This window comes from Emticicia sp. 17c (genome assembly GCF_037153985.1).
Lineage (GTDB): Bacteria > Bacteroidota > Bacteroidia > Cytophagales > Spirosomataceae > Emticicia.
In genome coordinates, this window is record NZ_JBBAYI010000009.1 from 232,163 (window position 1) to 249,160 (window position 16,998).

14 protein-coding genes are annotated in these 16,998 nt (G+C 38.6%); 9 read left to right on the top strand and 5 right to left on the bottom strand.

Going from position 1 to position 16,998, the window contains the following annotated elements:
* The first annotated feature begins 48 nt into the window (after positions 1-48).
* The gene (cysM, locus tag WAA15_RS17815) at positions 49-921 is read left to right on the top strand and encodes a cysteine synthase CysM (RefSeq protein ID WP_337044179.1); all 873 of its coding nucleotides are present in this window, start codon (positions 49-51) and stop codon (positions 919-921) included.
* Positions 922-954: 33 nt separating this feature from the next.
* Here cysM and WAA15_RS17820 read toward each other — a convergent pair whose 3' ends face one another.
* Positions 955-1,428: a hypothetical protein gene (locus WAA15_RS17820; RefSeq protein WP_337044180.1), complete on the bottom strand. Its 474-nt coding sequence runs from the start codon at positions 1,426-1,428 to the stop codon at positions 955-957.
* A 145-nt stretch (positions 1,429-1,573) separates the two neighbouring features.
* On the opposite strand from WAA15_RS17820, the gene WAA15_RS17825 reads away from it, so the two are divergent.
* Positions 1,574-2,131, top strand: coding sequence for an RNA polymerase sigma factor (locus WAA15_RS17825; protein ID WP_337044181.1), 558 nt, complete (start codon positions 1,574-1,576; stop codon positions 2,129-2,131).
* A gap of 45 nt (positions 2,132-2,176) precedes the next feature.
* A complete protein-coding gene (locus tag WAA15_RS17830) occupies positions 2,177-2,515 on the top strand; it encodes a hypothetical protein (protein WP_337044182.1) in 339 nt (112 codons plus the stop codon).
* Positions 2,516-2,561: 46 nt separating this feature from the next.
* Here the strand turns inward: WAA15_RS17830 and WAA15_RS17835 are convergent, their stop codons facing one another.
* From WAA15_RS17835 to WAA15_RS17845, 3 genes are all read right to left on the bottom strand, one after another.
* Positions 2,562-5,855: a UvrD-helicase domain-containing protein gene (locus WAA15_RS17835; RefSeq protein ID WP_337044183.1), complete on the bottom strand. Its 3,294-nt coding sequence runs from the start codon at positions 5,853-5,855 to the stop codon at positions 2,562-2,564.
* A 2-nt stretch (positions 5,856-5,857) separates the two neighbouring features.
* Positions 5,858-6,655, bottom strand: coding sequence for a transglutaminase family protein (locus WAA15_RS17840; protein WP_337044184.1), 798 nt, complete (start codon positions 6,653-6,655; stop codon positions 5,858-5,860).
* Positions 6,656-6,753: 98 nt separating this feature from the next.
* Positions 6,754-7,653, bottom strand: a complete 900-nt coding sequence (locus tag WAA15_RS17845) for an alpha/beta hydrolase (protein ID WP_337044185.1) — start codon at positions 7,651-7,653, stop codon at positions 6,754-6,756.
* 126 nt (positions 7,654-7,779) lie between these two features.
* Here WAA15_RS17845 and WAA15_RS17850 point away from each other — a divergent pair, with 126 nt between their 5' ends.
* From WAA15_RS17850 to WAA15_RS17875, 6 genes are all read left to right on the top strand, one after another.
* Positions 7,780-9,039: a serine hydrolase domain-containing protein gene (locus WAA15_RS17850; RefSeq protein ID WP_337044186.1), complete on the top strand. Its 1,260-nt coding sequence runs from the start codon at positions 7,780-7,782 to the stop codon at positions 9,037-9,039.
* 331 nt (positions 9,040-9,370) lie between these two features.
* Positions 9,371-11,122 carry a DEAD/DEAH box helicase gene (locus tag WAA15_RS17855; protein WP_337044187.1) on the top strand — a complete coding sequence of 584 codons (1,752 nt, stop codon included), beginning with the start codon at positions 9,371-9,373 and terminating at the stop codon, positions 11,120-11,122.
* A gap of 125 nt (positions 11,123-11,247) precedes the next feature.
* Positions 11,248-11,538, top strand: coding sequence for a hypothetical protein (locus tag WAA15_RS17860; protein ID WP_337044188.1), 291 nt, complete (start codon positions 11,248-11,250; stop codon positions 11,536-11,538).
* A gap of 155 nt (positions 11,539-11,693) precedes the next feature.
* Complete coding sequence (locus WAA15_RS17865; protein ID WP_337044189.1) at positions 11,694-11,933, top strand: helix-turn-helix domain-containing protein; 240 nt, start codon at positions 11,694-11,696, stop codon at positions 11,931-11,933.
* A gap of 96 nt (positions 11,934-12,029) precedes the next feature.
* Entirely contained in the window at positions 12,030-12,842 is an 813-nt protein-coding gene (locus WAA15_RS17870) for a GLPGLI family protein (RefSeq protein WP_337044190.1), read from the top strand.
* Positions 12,843-12,856: 14 nt separating this feature from the next.
* Positions 12,857-15,553 (top strand): carboxypeptidase-like regulatory domain-containing protein, encoded by a 2,697-nt coding sequence (locus WAA15_RS17875; protein ID WP_337044191.1) that lies wholly within the window; start codon positions 12,857-12,859, stop codon positions 15,551-15,553.
* Positions 15,554-15,582: 29 nt separating this feature from the next.
* On the opposite strand, the gene WAA15_RS17880 is transcribed toward WAA15_RS17875, so the two are convergent.
* The gene (locus tag WAA15_RS17880) at positions 15,583-16,935 is read right to left on the bottom strand and encodes a monooxygenase (protein WP_337044192.1); all 1,353 of its coding nucleotides are present in this window, start codon (positions 16,933-16,935) and stop codon (positions 15,583-15,585) included.
* Between the last annotated feature and the right edge of the window lie 63 nt (positions 16,936-16,998).

Consider the following 16,998-nt stretch of genomic DNA (forward strand, 5'->3'; position numbering starts at 1 on the left):
ATTGTAGCAGTCTGGCCTAAGCAGCCTTATTGCAATGAAACTTTGAGTATGGCAACAATAATTGACTTGGTAGGAAATACCCCTCTGGTTGAACTAACAAAACTTAACCCCAACCCGAAAGTAAAAATTTACGGTAAATTAGAAGGCAATAATCCGGCCGGAAGCGTAAAAGACCGCCCCGCCCTGAACATGATTAAAAGCGCAGTTGAACGTGGCGACATTAAGCCGGGCATGAAACTGGTTGAAGCCACCAGCGGCAACACAGGTATTGCACTAGCCATGATTGCCCGCCTTTTTAATCTGGAAATAGAACTGGTAATGCCTGCTAATTCTACCCGTGAACGTACCCTCACAATGGAAGCCTTCGGTGCTAAGGTTGTTTTGCTCGAAAATATAGAAAAATGTCGTGATTATGCCGAAGCACAGGCAGCCACAGGAAGTTATTTTTTACTGAATCAGTTTGCTAACCCTGACAATTATCTGGCACATTACAAAACAACCGGGCCGGAAATCTGGCGGGATACCAACCAGCAAGTTACGCATTTTGTTAGCTCAATGGGTACTACGGGTACCATTATGGGCACTTCAATGTTTTTGAAAGAAGTAAACCCCGATATACAGATTATTGGTTGCCAACCAACCGAGAACTCATCAATACCCGGTATCAGAAGATGGCCCGTTGAGTACCTGCCAAAAATATTTGACCCCACGCGTGTAGACAGGGTAATGGATATATCGGAGGCCGAAGCTACCGACATGGCGCGGCAACTGGCCAAAACGGAAGGTATTTTCGCTGGTATGAGTAGCGGAGGTGCCGCATCGGCAGCTATCAGGCTAGCGCAGGAACTCGAAAGCGGGATAATCGTATTTATTTGCTGTGATAGAGGAGACCGTTACCTGAGCAGTAATTTATTTGGATAACAAACGGGGAGCAAGCCTGCTCCCCTCTATATATCATTTACAAGCCACTTTAGTAAGTACTTGGCCTATTACTGCTTTTGCCGGATTCTTCATAACAAGTTTTCCGTTTTTATCTTCTAGTTCCCCACTTTTTACCGATAATTTATCGCCTTCCAGTATAAAAATCTTTTCTTCTGATTGATTCACCCCCTCAATCATGTAATCATAATCAGCAATAATTTCATTACCATTTTTCTGGCCTTTTAAGGTGCCTGTGGCTCGGTCTTTTTCCCATGGTAGCCATTCCATGTTTCCACTTACGCTATTGCCTTTGATAATCAGCTTGACCGTAGTAATATCTTTTCCAACCTTTTCTTCAAAGCATAACGTTTCAGTCACTGGGCCGGTAGCAGCAACCAGCGTATCAGTATTGGCGTTGTTGGTAGAAGTAGTAGTGCTTTCTGTATTTTTTGACTGGCAAGCACCTAAAATCATCATAAAGCTTAGCTGAAGAACAATTTTTTTCATAATCTGGCTGAGTTAAAATGTGTATGTATCGAGCAAAAATACATATTATTTGCCATTCACACGCAGTATTTGCCGTTCTTCACTAAAATTACATAAAAAGCCTTGATTAGCGTCTACCAGAGTAACAGACGATGTTAGTATATTAATGACAACTACCGAGCAAAATAAAGAAATTCAGCAAACCATTACAGGCGAAAAACAGCGACTGCTGGGGTTTATCCGGCAAAGGGTGCCTTCGCTGCCTGATGCCGAAGATGTATTGCAAGAGGTTTTTTATGAATTGGTAGAGATGTACAGACTTACCAAGCCTATTGACCAGACTGTTGGCTGGATGTTTACGGTAGCTCGTAATAAAATCAATGATTTCTACCGTCGGAAAAAAACAGATGTTCTGGAAGAAACCATTGTTGATGACCGCGACGACGAAGAGGGCATATCGTTATTTGATGTTTTGTCAGATACCTCTCAGCAAGACCCACTTTTGCAGGAAACAATTCTGGAAGCCTTGTCAGAAGCACTTGAAGATTTACCGGCGCACCAGCGGTTTGTGTTTGAAATGCACGAACTAGAAGACAGGTCGTTTAAGGAGATTTCAGAAATAACAGGTATTAAAGTAAGTACACTGATTTCTGAAAAAAGACAGGCAGTTCTTTTCTTAAGAGAACGGCTCAGGTATTTGTATGAAGAGCTATTTAATAGCTAACTAGTTGATTATTAATGAATTTTAAGTAACTAAATTATTATAACAATGAGACGATTTTGGGTTTTTAAAGGATTTTTATTTATCACAGGCTTTATTATATTGGGTGGATTTGTAGTAATGGGCCTCTGGAACTGGTTAATGCCTGTTATTTTCGGGTTAACTACTATTAGCTTTGTGCAGGCATTAGGTTTATTGGCATTGTCGAAAATACTGTTTGGTGGTTTCTATGGTGGCAAGCGTTGGGGTGGTTGTGAGGGCAGTGGCCGTCAGTTCTGGAAGCACAGAATGGCCGAACGTATGGAAAGAATGAGCCCCGAAGACCGCGATAAAATGAGAGAAAGGCTTCAGAAACGCTGGAGCCGTTGGGAAGAAAAAAGAAGTTGATTTCAAGTGTTTTGTTTTAGTGAGAGAGAACTGTAAAAGTTCTCTCTTATTCAACCTCAATAACCTGACTGGTCTCCAGATATACCAGTAGAAGTTTTATTTTTTCAGACCCCATCTGCTGATACAATTTGCCAAGACCCTTGATATTTTTTATCTCTCTTTCTCGCTGGAAAGTATCATTTAAATGCCCTGTGCTGTAATTGATGATATAAACCATATCATCTTTAATAACTACCCTGTCGGGGCGTTGAATATTTCCATTAGGTTCAAGTATCTCACGCTCATTTTCAATAATCAGGTCATCTTCAAAAAGTGAGCGTAATTCAGGAAGACTAATTACTTTTACAATAGCCTCTTTAATTGCCGGGCCTTCTTTGGGGCTGATAACTCCCTCAAATTCAAGCTCACGCAACGCATTAGGTATGTCGTTAGGGGTGCGTATTTTGGCAAGGGCTGCGTGTACTTTATTGTTTTTATCTTTGCTTTTATCGAGCGTTTCGGTATCAAATATTTTTTCTGATATTCTTCTGAGTCGCAGGCGGTCGCTACGGTCTTCGCTGATAATCTTCGCCAGATGTATTTCATCATGGTTTTCAGCTTTTTTTACAGCCTTTTTAATAAAACTTCCCTTATTTATTTCATAAACGCTCAGGTCTGGATTATACAATCCTTCAATTTCCAGAAAATCCTGTATGAGTTCTCCTACGCCATGTACTCTTTTAAAATGATTTTTCTGCGAAATCACAAATAGTTTATCGGCCGCCCTTGTAAAAGCCACATACAGCATATTCAGATTTTCAAGAAAATTAGCCTGCATTTCATCATTATATTGCTCTACGAGGTCTGTCATGGTAAGCCTTTCATTAAATTTAATGGGAGCTGCCATAAGTTTAGTTATTTTGCCTTCTGCTTTGTGGCTGAGTTCTTCATATTCAAGCAAAGCAAGGTCGCTCCAGATTTCGGCATACGCTTGCGGTCTTAAGGGCCAATGCGCATACGGAATAATAACAATAGGATACTCGAGACCCTTTGAACGGTGAATAGTCGTGATGGTGATGGCATCCTGTTCGGCAGGTGATTTAACAGACAGGCTCGAACTATCTTTTTTCTCTTCCCAATAAATCAGAAAATCCTGCAAGTGATTACTCTCTTTCAGACTAAAATTCAGAACAACATCCAGAAACCGGAACAGATAGTTTTTCTGGTCGGTGCGATTAAACAAATTAAAAGCTCCGATGATTTTTTCGGTTAACTCATAAATGCCCGACTTTATCATGGTAAAAGGGTCAAGTATGAAACCGTGCTTTGTGAATAACTGATAAAACGCCAGTGGGTCGGTGGCTTCAACGGCTTCGGTTATTTCGGTGTTGGCGGTGCTATCAGGTATCTGATTCAGAATAATCTGATAAAACAGATAAGCAGCTTCCGATTTTGCTAGTCGGTTGTCGGGCTGATTAATAATACGCATGAAAGCGACTATTAAACGTACAACAGGCGAATTTTTAAGAAGAAGCGAATCGCGCGAAATAATTTTATAGCCAGCGTCGGTTAAGGAAGTAGCTATTAAGGCAGACTCTTTATTTCGGCGGCATAAAATAGCAATATCTCCCTGACTGTACCCTTCTTGCAAAGCCTGCTGTATTAGTTCTAAGGTACGTGCAAGCATAGGGGTGTGGTCTTTGGCGTATTCCAGAAACTCTAGTTGAATATGCCCCCCCGACAACGATTTTGCTTGTTTCTCCTGCCTGAAATCTTCGTATACATCGGGTAAAAACTGAAACTCTGCCGAATAACGGTCAAGTATGGCCTTAAAAAAACGATTATTAAAATCAATTATTTCCTGCGCGCTTCGGTAGTTGGTAGTTAACGATTTAGGATTCAGATACTGCCCGATAGAGATAAACTGTTCTATCTGATGTGGTCGTACTAAAGGATGCTCAACAAGCCCTGCGATATTACCTTTAAATAAATGAACAATGAGTTCCATTCTGCCACCGCGCCACCTGTAAATAGCCTGTTTGGCATCGCCTACAATCAGATTGAAGTTATTGCCAGCCAGTGAGTTTTCAATCAAAGGCAACAAGTTATAAAACTGCATATCTGAGGTGTCCTGAAATTCATCAATCAATAAGTGGTTATATTTTTCACCAATGCGCTCATAAATAAATGGAACTGGCTCAGATAGAATAATATTCAGAATTTTGCGGTTAAATTCTGCTATGAATACCTGATTTTTTTCTTCCAGAACCTCGTCAAATTCTTTTTTTATTTTCTTTAGCAAAGAGAGTTTGCGCAGGTTTGGCCTGATAAGGTTAAAGAGGGTATATTTTTTTAGATGACGTGCTTTAAACTCCTGCATTTCATGAAAAATGCTTTTTAGGTCCTCTTTGATGTCATCAATTTTGGCTTGAATCGGTAGGGGAGTACCTTTGGCACTATACCATTTATCGTCTCGGATAGCAGCCCAATGGTAACTATTGGGCGAATTGTCTTTTTTCTGATAATATTCGTTTTCAAAATCATCGCGCATATTATAGAAATACGCGCCTATGCCTTTAGCTTTCTGGGTAAAATCTTCAATCAGCAGCCCTTGTTCTTCTATGAGTTGTATGGCTTTTCGGGCCATACCCGTAATTTCGTTTTCAAACCATTTCAGGTAAGTATGAATATTATTCGCTATTTCCCAGAAATCCTTCGAGTTAAGGTCGTTGATTTTGATGAGTAAAGAATAGAACTGGTCGTTAATAAGATGAGTGCCAAACTTGGCAAGTTCTTCAGTAACGAAATTCCAGCTTTGGCCATCGCCTACTTTTTCACCAATAAAGTTTTCGAGCGTACGCGTAATATCTTCGTGTTCTTCGCCGCCAGCTTTTTCAATTAGCCGTTCAACGGCCTCTGTCATTACGCGGTCGGTATCCAGTACAATTTCGTAGTTGAATGGTAAGCCCAACTCGTCGGTAAAGGCATTTACAAGCTGATTAACAAAGCTATCAATGGTTTTTACTGAAAAATCGGAGTATTCCTGAATAATGTTTTTAAAAACTGTTTCGGCTCTGAACTGAATGGTACTATCGGGTAATTGTGTTTCTGTGGCAATCATCTGAAACATAACCCAGTATTTCGACTGCTCGTTGAAATTCTGTACATCAGCCATTTCTTTAAGCGCATCCAGAATACGGTCTTTCATTTCGTTGGCCGCATCGTTGGTGAAAGTAATGGCTAAAATTCTTCGGAAATAGTACGGACGTTCGTCCCCAAGTACTAATTTGAGGTATTCTTTGGTAAGAGTAAAGGTCTTGCCAGACCCCGCAGAAGAACTATATATAGTAAATTTTGACATGCTTATAGCGTTTCGTTTTCCTGTACAGGCTCAACCGAAACGAACATACTGGTTAATTCCATTTCTCCGAATTGCGTAGCCAGAGCCACGTCGGCAGCATCGCGCCCATAGGCCAGCACTACTCTGTTTCCTCTGGGTTGCGTTTGAGTGGCATCAAAAGTATACCATCGGCCACCCAGATATGCTTCAAACCAAGCGTGTAGGTCCATCGGCTTTAACTCATATAAATAACCAACCACAAAACGGGCAGGAATATTGAGGCTTCGGCATAAAGCTACTGCCAGATGAGAAAAATCACGACAAACACCAACTTGGCTTTGTGCGGTATCTTGCGCCGAAGTAGAGGCATTACTATGCCCGTACTGGTAATCAATATTTTCATTAATCCATTTTCGGATGGCTTCAACCTGTTCGTATCCGGTAGTGGCTTCCTGTACAATTGTAGAAGCCATGTTTCCTAACTTATCCGACTCACAATAACGGCTTGGAAGCAAGTATATGAGCGAGTCGTCAGGTAGTTCCTGAACAGGTACAAAATTAGCATTAAAATCAACATCTATGGTGTCGGGGGCTTCTACAATTGCCGAGGTTTTAACCGTAAAGTTACCTTCAGGTGTTAGTAAGCGTTGGCAAAGGTTACCGTATAAATCGGTATATTCAACCACAGGTATGTTGGGGTCAAGCAGGTATTCTTCTTTTGTTACCCATTGGCCTGCGCCGCTACGCGGGCGAAGCATCAGTACAAGAGGGGTGTTTTGTGTAGTTTCATAAGTAAGCTGGCAACTAACGGCTAGTTTCATTCGATGTGTAATTGATATTTTAAAATAGTAGGAATCTTTGCTGAGTTTAATAAAAATACTGTGCCAGTGCCGTTTATAAATAATTGATAGCCGAACATTTACAAATGCTTTTGCAGCCATTGCCATGTATAGTCGAAAACCTGTTGTTTTTCAAATTCATTATGAATTTCATGATAGAGATTTTGCCAAGTTTTGAAAGTTACGTCTCCCGTAAGCTGCGATACAAACAATTTGCTGGCTTCATAGCTGGTAAGGTGGTCGTCGGTTCCGTGCATAAGTAAAAGGGGTAGGGGCGTATGTTTGGCATTGTGTAGCAGCCATTCTCCCCATTCAATCAGGGTGATACCCACCATGCCCGATACCTGATTATGTACCAGAGGGTCGGCTTTGTATTTTTCAATGACCTCACGGTCGTGCGAGAGGTTTTCTAAGTCAAGCGAATTGGCCTGAGTAAAAGAAGGAGCAATAGCACGGGCTATTTTGCCAATAATTAATAATGGCTTAGGTACTTCAAAACCCGGACGAATAGCCGGTGCAGTAACTATTACACCATTAATGGAAGGTTTATGTCTGAATAAATAATTGAGTACCAATGCCCCACCCATGCTATGGCCATACAGAAAAACAGGTTTGTCAGGGGCGGCTTGTTTGGCGAGTTCAAGCAAGCGGCCAATCTGTTCCATATAGGCTTCCATTGAGTCTGCGTGGCCTCTTTTGCCTGTTGTTTGCCCGTGTCCATATAAATCGACGGCTATCAGCCCCAAGTTATGCGAATTAACATAACTGGCCAGATGCTGGTATCGGCTGCTATGCTCGCCTAAGCCATGAACCAAGGCAATCATACCTTTGGTTTCTTGGTTTGGTAGCCATTGCTGATAAAATATTTTTCGTTGTTTACTGTCAGTTTCAAAGAAAGATTTATGGGTCATGTCGGGTATAAGATAGATATTCAAATGTAAGCTAAATTCCTCGTAATTGGCTTCTATTACAAGGGGCATTTTTCTTGGTTTATGTATCAACATAAATGTTTGTACAAATCTCTTTGAATATCCCTGTAAAATCTTTTAGAAATGATATATTTGTTATCAGAAGTACATTCCAAATCTATTCAAACCATAAGCATCATGAAATACCTTTCTTCTTTCTTCCTCGTTGTGTTACTTCATTATTTTACGTTTGCTCAGACCTTATCAACGGCTACTCCCGAAAGTCAGGGCATGAGTACACAAAGATTACAAAGGATTGATAAAGTTGTTAACGAATATGTTGAAAAAGCCTATACGGCAGGGGCGGTTGTTTTGGTAGCCCGTAATGGTAAAATAGTGTATCACAAAGGCTTGGGCTATGACGATATAAGCATTAAGAAGGCTATGCCTAAAGATGCTATTTTTCGTATTGCATCTCAAACCAAAGCCATCACCAGTGTTGCCGTTATGATGCTCTATGAAGAAGGTAAATTTCTGTTGGACGACCCCATCTCGAAATATATTCCTTCATTTAAAAGCCCGAAAGTATTAGATAAATTCAATGAAAAGGATAGTACTTACACGACCATACCGGCTAAAAGAGAAATTACTATCCGAGACCTGCTGACACATACTTCGGGCATTAGTTATGCAGGTATTGGCACCAAAGAAGCAGTTGCTATTTACGCCAAAAATAATATTCCGAGCGGTATTGATACCCCCAATTATACGTTGGAAGATGCTATTAATAGGCTGGCAAAGCTGCCTTTAATGCACAACCCCGGCGAGAAGTTTACTTATGGCCTTAATACCGATGTGCTGGGGTACTTTGTAGAGGTTATGTCGGGCATGAGTTTCGATGCTTTCCTGCGCGAACGTATTTTTAAGCCTATTGGCATGAATGATACCTATTTTTATTTGCCAGAATCTAAGTTTGGTCGCTTGGTTACGCTGAATACCGAAGATAAAGATAAAAAGGTAATGAAGGTAACAGGCGACTACGGTAATTTTGCCAAGAAAAAAGGGACTTATTTTGCCGGAGGTGCCGGACTTGTTTCTACCGCTACCGACTACGCCATGTTTTTACAGATGCTGCTCAATGGCGGTAAATATAATGGACAACAATTACTAAGCCCGGTAACAGTAAATATGATGATACATAACCAGATTGGCGACCTAAGTCTGGGCTATAAAAAGTTTGGTTTAGGTTTTGGGCTTACCACTGTGGCTGAAGCAGCGAGGCTGTCGCCCTCAGAAGGAACTTTCGACTGGGGTGGGGCTTATAGCACAATTTATTGGGCCGACCCCAAGGAAGGAATCATCGGGATGATAATGACCCAGAAGGTTCCTAATAGTTATCCTGAACTCGGCGATAAATTTAAAGTGCTGGTTTATCAGGCCATTACAAAATTAAACTAATTAGATTAATAATATTTGTTATTAGAATAGTGATTTTTCATGAGCCGACAAATCACTATTCTAGAAAAAATACAACTATTTTTGCCAAATACTTGGTAATTTAAAGGAATCTTTTTATTTTTGCATTAGTTTTTAAAAGGCACATCCGTATGGAGCCTCTGCATTACAAAAGATTCGACTCAAAGAGTTTCTCTTTCATTCAATTTCCTTTCAGAGCAGGCAACGGATGGTTCTCATCGTTCGCTTTATTATTTTTCGGCATTCGGGGCATTTCACGGTTTTGCGTGAGGACGGCAGTGTAGGTTCCGATTAACAAATTAGTTTATCCTTGATGGAATTAGTAAAATTTTCCGATCTTCCAGTATCGGAGTACGTTCTTCGTGCGGTTGAAGAGTTAGGTTTTGAGTATGCTACACCTATCCAATCAGCTGCAATCCCTGTTGTTATGCGCGGTGGTGATGTTATTGGCCAAGCACAAACAGGTACAGGCAAAACGGCTGCCTTTGGTATTCCTGCCATAGAAGCGGTTGACGAAACAGACAAAAACACACAGGTTCTTGTGATGTGCCCAACGCGTGAGCTGGCACTTCAGGTTAAAGAACAAATCCAGAAATTAGCTAAATACAAAAAAGGACTTCATGTAGCTGCCATTTATGGGGGCGAGTCGTATGAACGTCAGTTTTTGGCTTTGAAAAAAGGTTCACAGATTGTGGTAGGTACACCCGGCCGTATCATGGACCACATTGAGCGTAAAACTCTGGTTTTAAGCAACATTAAACTAGCTATTCTTGATGAAGCTGATGAAATGTTGAACATGGGTTTCCGTGAAGATATAGAAAAAATCTTATCTTTTGCTCCAACCGAAAGACAAACACTGTTGTTTTCAGCAACAATGTCGCCTGAGATTCTTTCTATTACAAAACGTTTTCAGAAAGACCCAGAAATCGTAAGAACATTGAAAAAAGAGGTTTCGAATACTAACATTGAGCAATATTTCTTTGCGGTTCGTAAAGAAGCAAAAATGGAAGTAATGACACGCCTCATCGATGTGTATGATTTAAAATTAATGCTGGTATTTGCCAATACCAAATCGAAAGTTGATGAAATTGTAAGTGACCTGCAAATACGCGGATACGCCGCTGAAGGCTTACATGGCGATATGCGCCAGCAAGTACGTACGCAGGTAATGAGTAAGTTCCGTGCAGGAGTTACCACTATTCTGGTAGCTACTGACGTTGCTGCACGTGGTATTGACGTATCGGGTGTAGATGCCGTGTTTAACTTTGATGTTCCGCAAGATTTGGAATATTACGTTCACCGTATTGGCCGTACTGGCCGTGCAGGTAAAGCCGGAAAAGCATTTATGCTTATCTCAGGCCGTGATAAATACCGCCTACGTGACATCGAAAACTATACAAAAGTAAAAATTGAACAAGGGAAAATCCCGACATTCAACGAGCTTGTAAAAACACGTCATCGTAAATTCCTTGAGCAGGTAAGAGAATCATTGTTAGCTGGAGTTGATAATTTCTACGAAGATATTATCGGCGAACTGAGCGACGAAGGCTACTCTGACGCTCAAATTATGGCCGCATTGATTAAAATGCAGGTAGGCTCAGTAAAAAGTGAGTTCTCTGATGCACAGTTGTCAGACAGCTACCGCGAGCCAAGAAGCAATGAGTCGAGAGACGGTAAATATGACAGAAAAGACTCAAGAAATAGTTATGGTAGCCGCGACGGTGGCCGCCGTGAGTATGGAAGTGGAAGCAGAGACTCGCGCAGCAGCGAACGTCGTTTTGAGCCAAGAGAAAGACGTCAGGACCCGGGCAGCCGTGGTTCAGGCAGACCAGACATGGTACGCTTGTTTATCAGCCTAGGCCGTAAAGATAACGTTGCGCCTAACCACATTGTAGGTGCTATTACTTCGGAAGCCCGCATTGCAGGCCGTGCCATCGGACAAATTGATATTTATGATAAATTCAGTTTTGTAGAGGTGCCACAACAAGATGTAAAACGCGTGTTAGAAGGTATGCAAGGTAAAACCATTAATGCCCGTGAGGTAAACATGGAAATTGCCAAGTAACATACCCCACAAAATATTAAAAAGCACGAAGCAAGCTAGTTTCGTGCTTTTTTTGTGGTAAAAAGTAATTTTTTGCGAATAAAACTATATATTTGGTTAAACTTACCCTTTAAAAACTAACCCTTATGAAAACATGTAGTTTAATTGTTAACATCATTATGCTTATTATTCTGATTCCTGCTGCATTCGGTGCCATGATGTCACCTTTTGTATTTGATTCAGGAGCTACAAGGCGAACATGGTTAATTTTCGGAACTCTTGTTGCTTTACCTATCTTAATTATCTGTACGCAAATTATCTCATGGATAGCGTATGTACGCCAGAACTATGACTTTGCTTTTAAAATTGGTTTAGTGCCTGTGTTAGATATATTAATGATAATTTTCCTTTTTACGGTTAGTAGCGATTTGAAGTAGAATTGTAAAAGCATAAAAAAGCCTGAAAACTATGAGAGTTTTCAGGCTTTTTTATGCTCGATAAAACAAAAACCACTTTATTTTTCGTGACAATCTTTGTTTTTCCCCTAAATTGCATCTACTAAAATACCACAATTGTCTGTGAACTAATAATTATGGAAGTACAAAAATTAAAAAACCGCAAAGAAATTGCCCAAGAATTGGGAATTTCTACCCGCACACTAAAACGCTGGACTAAAAAGTATGAGATAGAAGTTCCTTCTGGTCTGATAAACCCTAGGTTACAAAAACTAATGAAAAACAAGTTTTTATCAGAAGATAACCAATTGTCTGAAAATGTCTGGTTTTGTCCAGTAATATCCCTTGTACTCCTGAATCGGTACTATTGCAGTTAAGTTTTGTAATGCCTAAAAATATGCTTAATAATTTCTAATATTAATTCATTTTCCTTATTTACAAAATAGGGAAAATGAATTGTAAGACGACAATTTATGAATCGGAAAATAATAAAAAACCTCTTGATTCTTATGGTTGGCTTTTTATTTGGTTTTGTTGAAATTCCTATATATAAAGTAACTTATAAGGTCAAATATCTGCCAGATTTACTTAGACCTGATAATTATAATACCGAAAGAGTTATATTATTCGTAGAGAATAATCAAGGGTCATCCTATGCCTCTCAAAACTTTATTCTTAAAGATTCAATGACAAGAGCGGTAGTGGAGAATAAAAGAGATATTCATGAGTTAATAGGAGACCCAAACTTTCAAAATCTAAAAACGGCATTTAATCATTTTATCACTAAAAGATATGATATGCAAGAGATAGTGGTAACAGAAAAAGTAGGAATAGACAGATATAGGTATCATCAAAAGAACAACTTGGTTTGGATAACCTATCCTGATACATTGACAATAAAAAATTATCTTTGCTATAAAGCACAAACTGACTATGGTGGACGTAAATATACAGCGTGGTATTGTCCAGAAATACCCATCTCTGATGGACCTTATAAATTTTGGGGTCTCCCAGGCCTAATTATGCAGATTACCGATAGTGAAAAAAACTATTCTTTCGAAATTGAAAGTATTAGCAAATATGATGGAAGCCCAACTGAAATGTACAATCTTGATAAAAATATCTTTGAAGTTAGCTTTGAAAAATTTTTAGCAATACAAAAAGAAATAAAACAAGACCCTTTAAAGCCCTTTAAAGATCGAAATTTGAGAATTATTAAAGATGGACAAGATGTCACTAATATGAAAAGAAATCTGCCTAAACTCAATTCAATTGAAAAAGACTAATTTACATTATTTTAATGGAAATGATAAAGCTATGGCTAATAAAATATATTAAAAAGCTCATAAGCTTTTCATGGATTTGTTTATTTATTCTCTTTTTGTTGTTTGGCCATGAATCCTTTTCTCAATCTCTAATATCAGGAAAAATATCTTCAATAACTTCACAAAAGCCACTGGCTAATGCAATAATTACACTCACCAGAATAAATTCTAATGCTACCATAGCTTATGGGCTTAGTAAATCTACGGGGGAGTTTGAAATAAAAACAAAAACGTTAGATGACGACTCTTTATCATTACAAGTCAGGATGCTAGGGTATATTCCGAAAACCTTGAGTATTGCCAATAAAACTCAGAATATAGAGATTATGCTGGAAGAAACAGCAGTAGAGCTTAAAGAAGTAAAAGTTACACAAGAGCCAATAAAGAAATTTGGTGATACCCTCTCGTATTCAGTTGCTGCCTTTAAAGACAAAAATGACCGTGTAATAGCTGATATTATTAAAAAACTTCCAGGAATAGAGATTAGCCCTAACGGACAAATTTTCTATCAAGGTATGCCCATCAATAAATACTATATAGAAGGCATGGATTTGCTGGAAGGGAGGTATAAACTGGCAAATGATAACCTTAATGTAGAGGCTGTTACAAATGTTGAGGTTATAGAAAACCACCAACCTATCCGCATACTCGATAGCCTAGTTTTCTCAAACAGGGCAGCTTTAAATATTAAACTTAAAAAGAATGTAACTACTACGGGGCAAATGAGTATTGGTGCAGGTTTAGCTCCACTTTTGTGGGACATAAACCTTACTCCAATGCTGTTTACCAAACAAACACAATCACTAATTACTTATCAGGCTAACAATATTGGGAAAAATAGCAGTAGCCAACTCATACGGCTTACTCCGGGTACTTATGATGATGCCCTTTTGAACGTAGACAATAAAAATGATAGACTGGGTATTCAGCAATTAAATACCCCCCCATTTAAAGAAACCCGTTGGCTTGATAATGATAGCCATCTGGGTAGTTTAAATATCCTGAAAAGGCTGAAAAAAGGCTTAGAACTAAGATTAATAGGCGATTACCTGTATGATATTCAAAAACAGCAAGGTTATACAAAAACGCAATTTTTTAATTCTGGAGATAGTAGTATAGAACTTTTAGAAAATAAAGTTAACAAACTGTATTTTAATAGCTTTAAATCTGATTTAACTCTCCAAAAGAATGTGAGAGAAAAATACTTAAAAAATAGCTTGAAATTCAAAGCCTTTTGGGATAAACAAACAGGTATTATTACAAATGCTGATAACGTATTAATACAACAACTACGAAATCCATTTTTTTCGGTTTTAAATGACTATAAAGATATTTTTAAGATAGGTAAATATTTAGTTACCTTGAATTCGAGTATAGGGTTTGAAAAAGCTCCACAGAAATTAGCTATAATTCCGGGGCAATTTATAGAACTTTTAAATAACCAAAATCCTTTTAACAAAATAAGTCAGGATGTGCTGCAAACTGGGTTTCATGCGAATAATTTCTTACAATTCACTCAAAAGATTAAAACAATTGCCTTTGACTCGCAGATTGGAGTTATTCTTGAAAAGCAAAATTTAAAAAGTACTATTACTCTTGATGACGGAGGAGTCCCCCAAAAAACAGATAAAGACTTTAGTAATAATCTAGATTATCTGCATCAGAAATATTACATCAATATTCGGGCTCATTTAAAAAGAAAGAAATTTAATGTTTACTTAGCCACTCCGATTAATTTTAATGTTTTCAATATTCAGGACAAGAATATTGGTAAGAAACAAAATTTGAGTAAAACAACTTTTGAACCCCGCATATTAGCTAATTGGGAAGTAAATAAATTCTGGAATCTGAATTTAACTTCCACGATTCAGAATAGTTTTGGAGATATAAATCAAATCTATTATGGTTATATAATGACCTCATACAGGGAGATAAAGCGCACAGATACTCCCTTATTGCAAGCAGTAAATTATAATAATTCAGTAGGATGGTCATACAGAAATCCTGTTAATGCTACTTTTGGGAATTTAAGCTACTCGTATAATATACAAAATAAAAATATTCTGGTTGTAAATACCATTAATCAAAATGGAAGTATGGAACAGAACGCTATTTTACAACCAAATAGAGCATATTCACAATCTTTAAATGCGGGATTCGGAAAATACTTCAGAGAAATAAAAACTTCTGTGGCACCTGCCATATCAGTTTCGAGCCAGAAAAATTTACAGATAATTAATGATAAATATGTTCAGGTAACGAACAATATATTTAACCCCACCTTTCGGATTTCTTCAAGTTGTTTTGGCTGGTTTAATTCTGAATATTATTTTAAATTAACTAGCATCAAGAGCAAGATTGCTACTGAACAGAAACAGAACATTATTCAACAAACTCATGAAGTAAGATGGAATTTTAATGTAAAGGATTTGTATATGGGTATAAGTAATGAGTTCTATATAAATAGTTATAATAATACTCAAAACCTATTTGCTGATATAATATTAAGAAAGACAATCGGAGCCAGAAAAATAGATATAGAAGCCATCTGGACTAATATATTTAATACTAAATCCTTAATAAATTTGACAAACGGAACCTTTAACTATATTGAAACTAATTATAACCTCAGACCTTCACAGTTACTTGTCAGAGCAAGGCTCCCGCTATAAAATAAAAATTTACTCTTCCCAGAATAACCTCATTCTTCAAAATAATACCCGAATATAATCCCCATTTCATCTTCGGTTGTAAGCCCGAACCTGACAGTCTGGTCGGTAGTGTTATTATAAGTAATTTTTGAAGTAAGACCTTCACCCTTTTTTAATGAAATATAAGGTGTATAATTTGTTTTTTCGGGGTGTTCCCAGTTTGTAGAGGTATAAATAACCTCGCCGTCTCTGGCTCCACCTTTAATTAATATCTCAAATTTTTCGCCTAGTTTGTGTGTGTGCGAGAGCAACATCACAACTTTTATATTTTTGTCGAAAGTGAAAGTTTTCGAAATGACTGTTTTCTGTTTTGGCGGAATATTCAGGTTATTATTAGCAAGGTCAAGCACCTTTAGTGTATTTTTCACATTCTCCTTTTTTGTAGTAAAAAGGTTTATATAAACTTCTCCCGGAATAGCGGTAGTAGTTTTATTGTAATAATGAGAGTTCATATCGAAAGTTGCACCGGGGGCAATTTCAACAGCCGTGCCGGCAGGGAAAGTGTAATCCATGTTAGCTTCGCTGCCACCAAAATTAAAAATGTGGTTACCCATTTGCTGGAAAGTAACGAAATTCAGACTTCCATCAGGATTTCGCAGGTCTCGTAGCTGATTCAAGGGAGCCAGATTATTAGGGTCTCTGAAGCCATATAAAATAAAATGATGGCTGCCCGGACGCATTTTTATCTGAATACGATTAATATAAGCCGTTTCAGTGTTGCCCAGAGGTTTTCTGATAAAGATTTCTCTTTCAAAGTCAGGAGCCACATTAAATGGTTCTAGTTTCATCTGGTAGCCTGTTCCGGCGGCGGGTGCTTGTAGGGCTTCAAAGGGGCTTATCTGTGAAGGCGTGGTGTCGTCCAGCAGGTTTTTATCGGCTACATTACCGGTTTCGGGTGCGCCGGCTTCAATCCAGCGTCTGACAAACTCAATTTTACCTGCCGATAATGGCTGCCCTCCCAAAGGCATAGGGTTGCCATAAGTTTTGCCACTATGGTGCGAGTTATCGAAATTAAGTTTATGATAAAGCAAACTTTGGAGCGAATTATAGGCTTTTACTCTTTTAAGGCCGTCGGCACGCGCATCGCTGAGTTTGGGGTCTGTTTCAAAAAGATTTTTATAGGCTTTCCCTTTAGCTAACACCAAGCCATGTTGTGCAAAAGTGCCATCGTTCTCAGAAGCATGGCATCCGCTTGTTGCGCAACTTGTAGTAAAGATTTTATCCTGAATTAAATCAAAGCTCGACTGCTCAGTAGCAACTTGTTCCTGTTTGCTGCAAGAGTTCATGAGTGAGAGTGTCAGGATTGTACTTACTGACAGGGTAATAACAAGGGTATTTCTCATAAATAATATCGGATAAAACTTTATTCTTAACGTAAACAACGGCAGAGATACTATAAAAATACT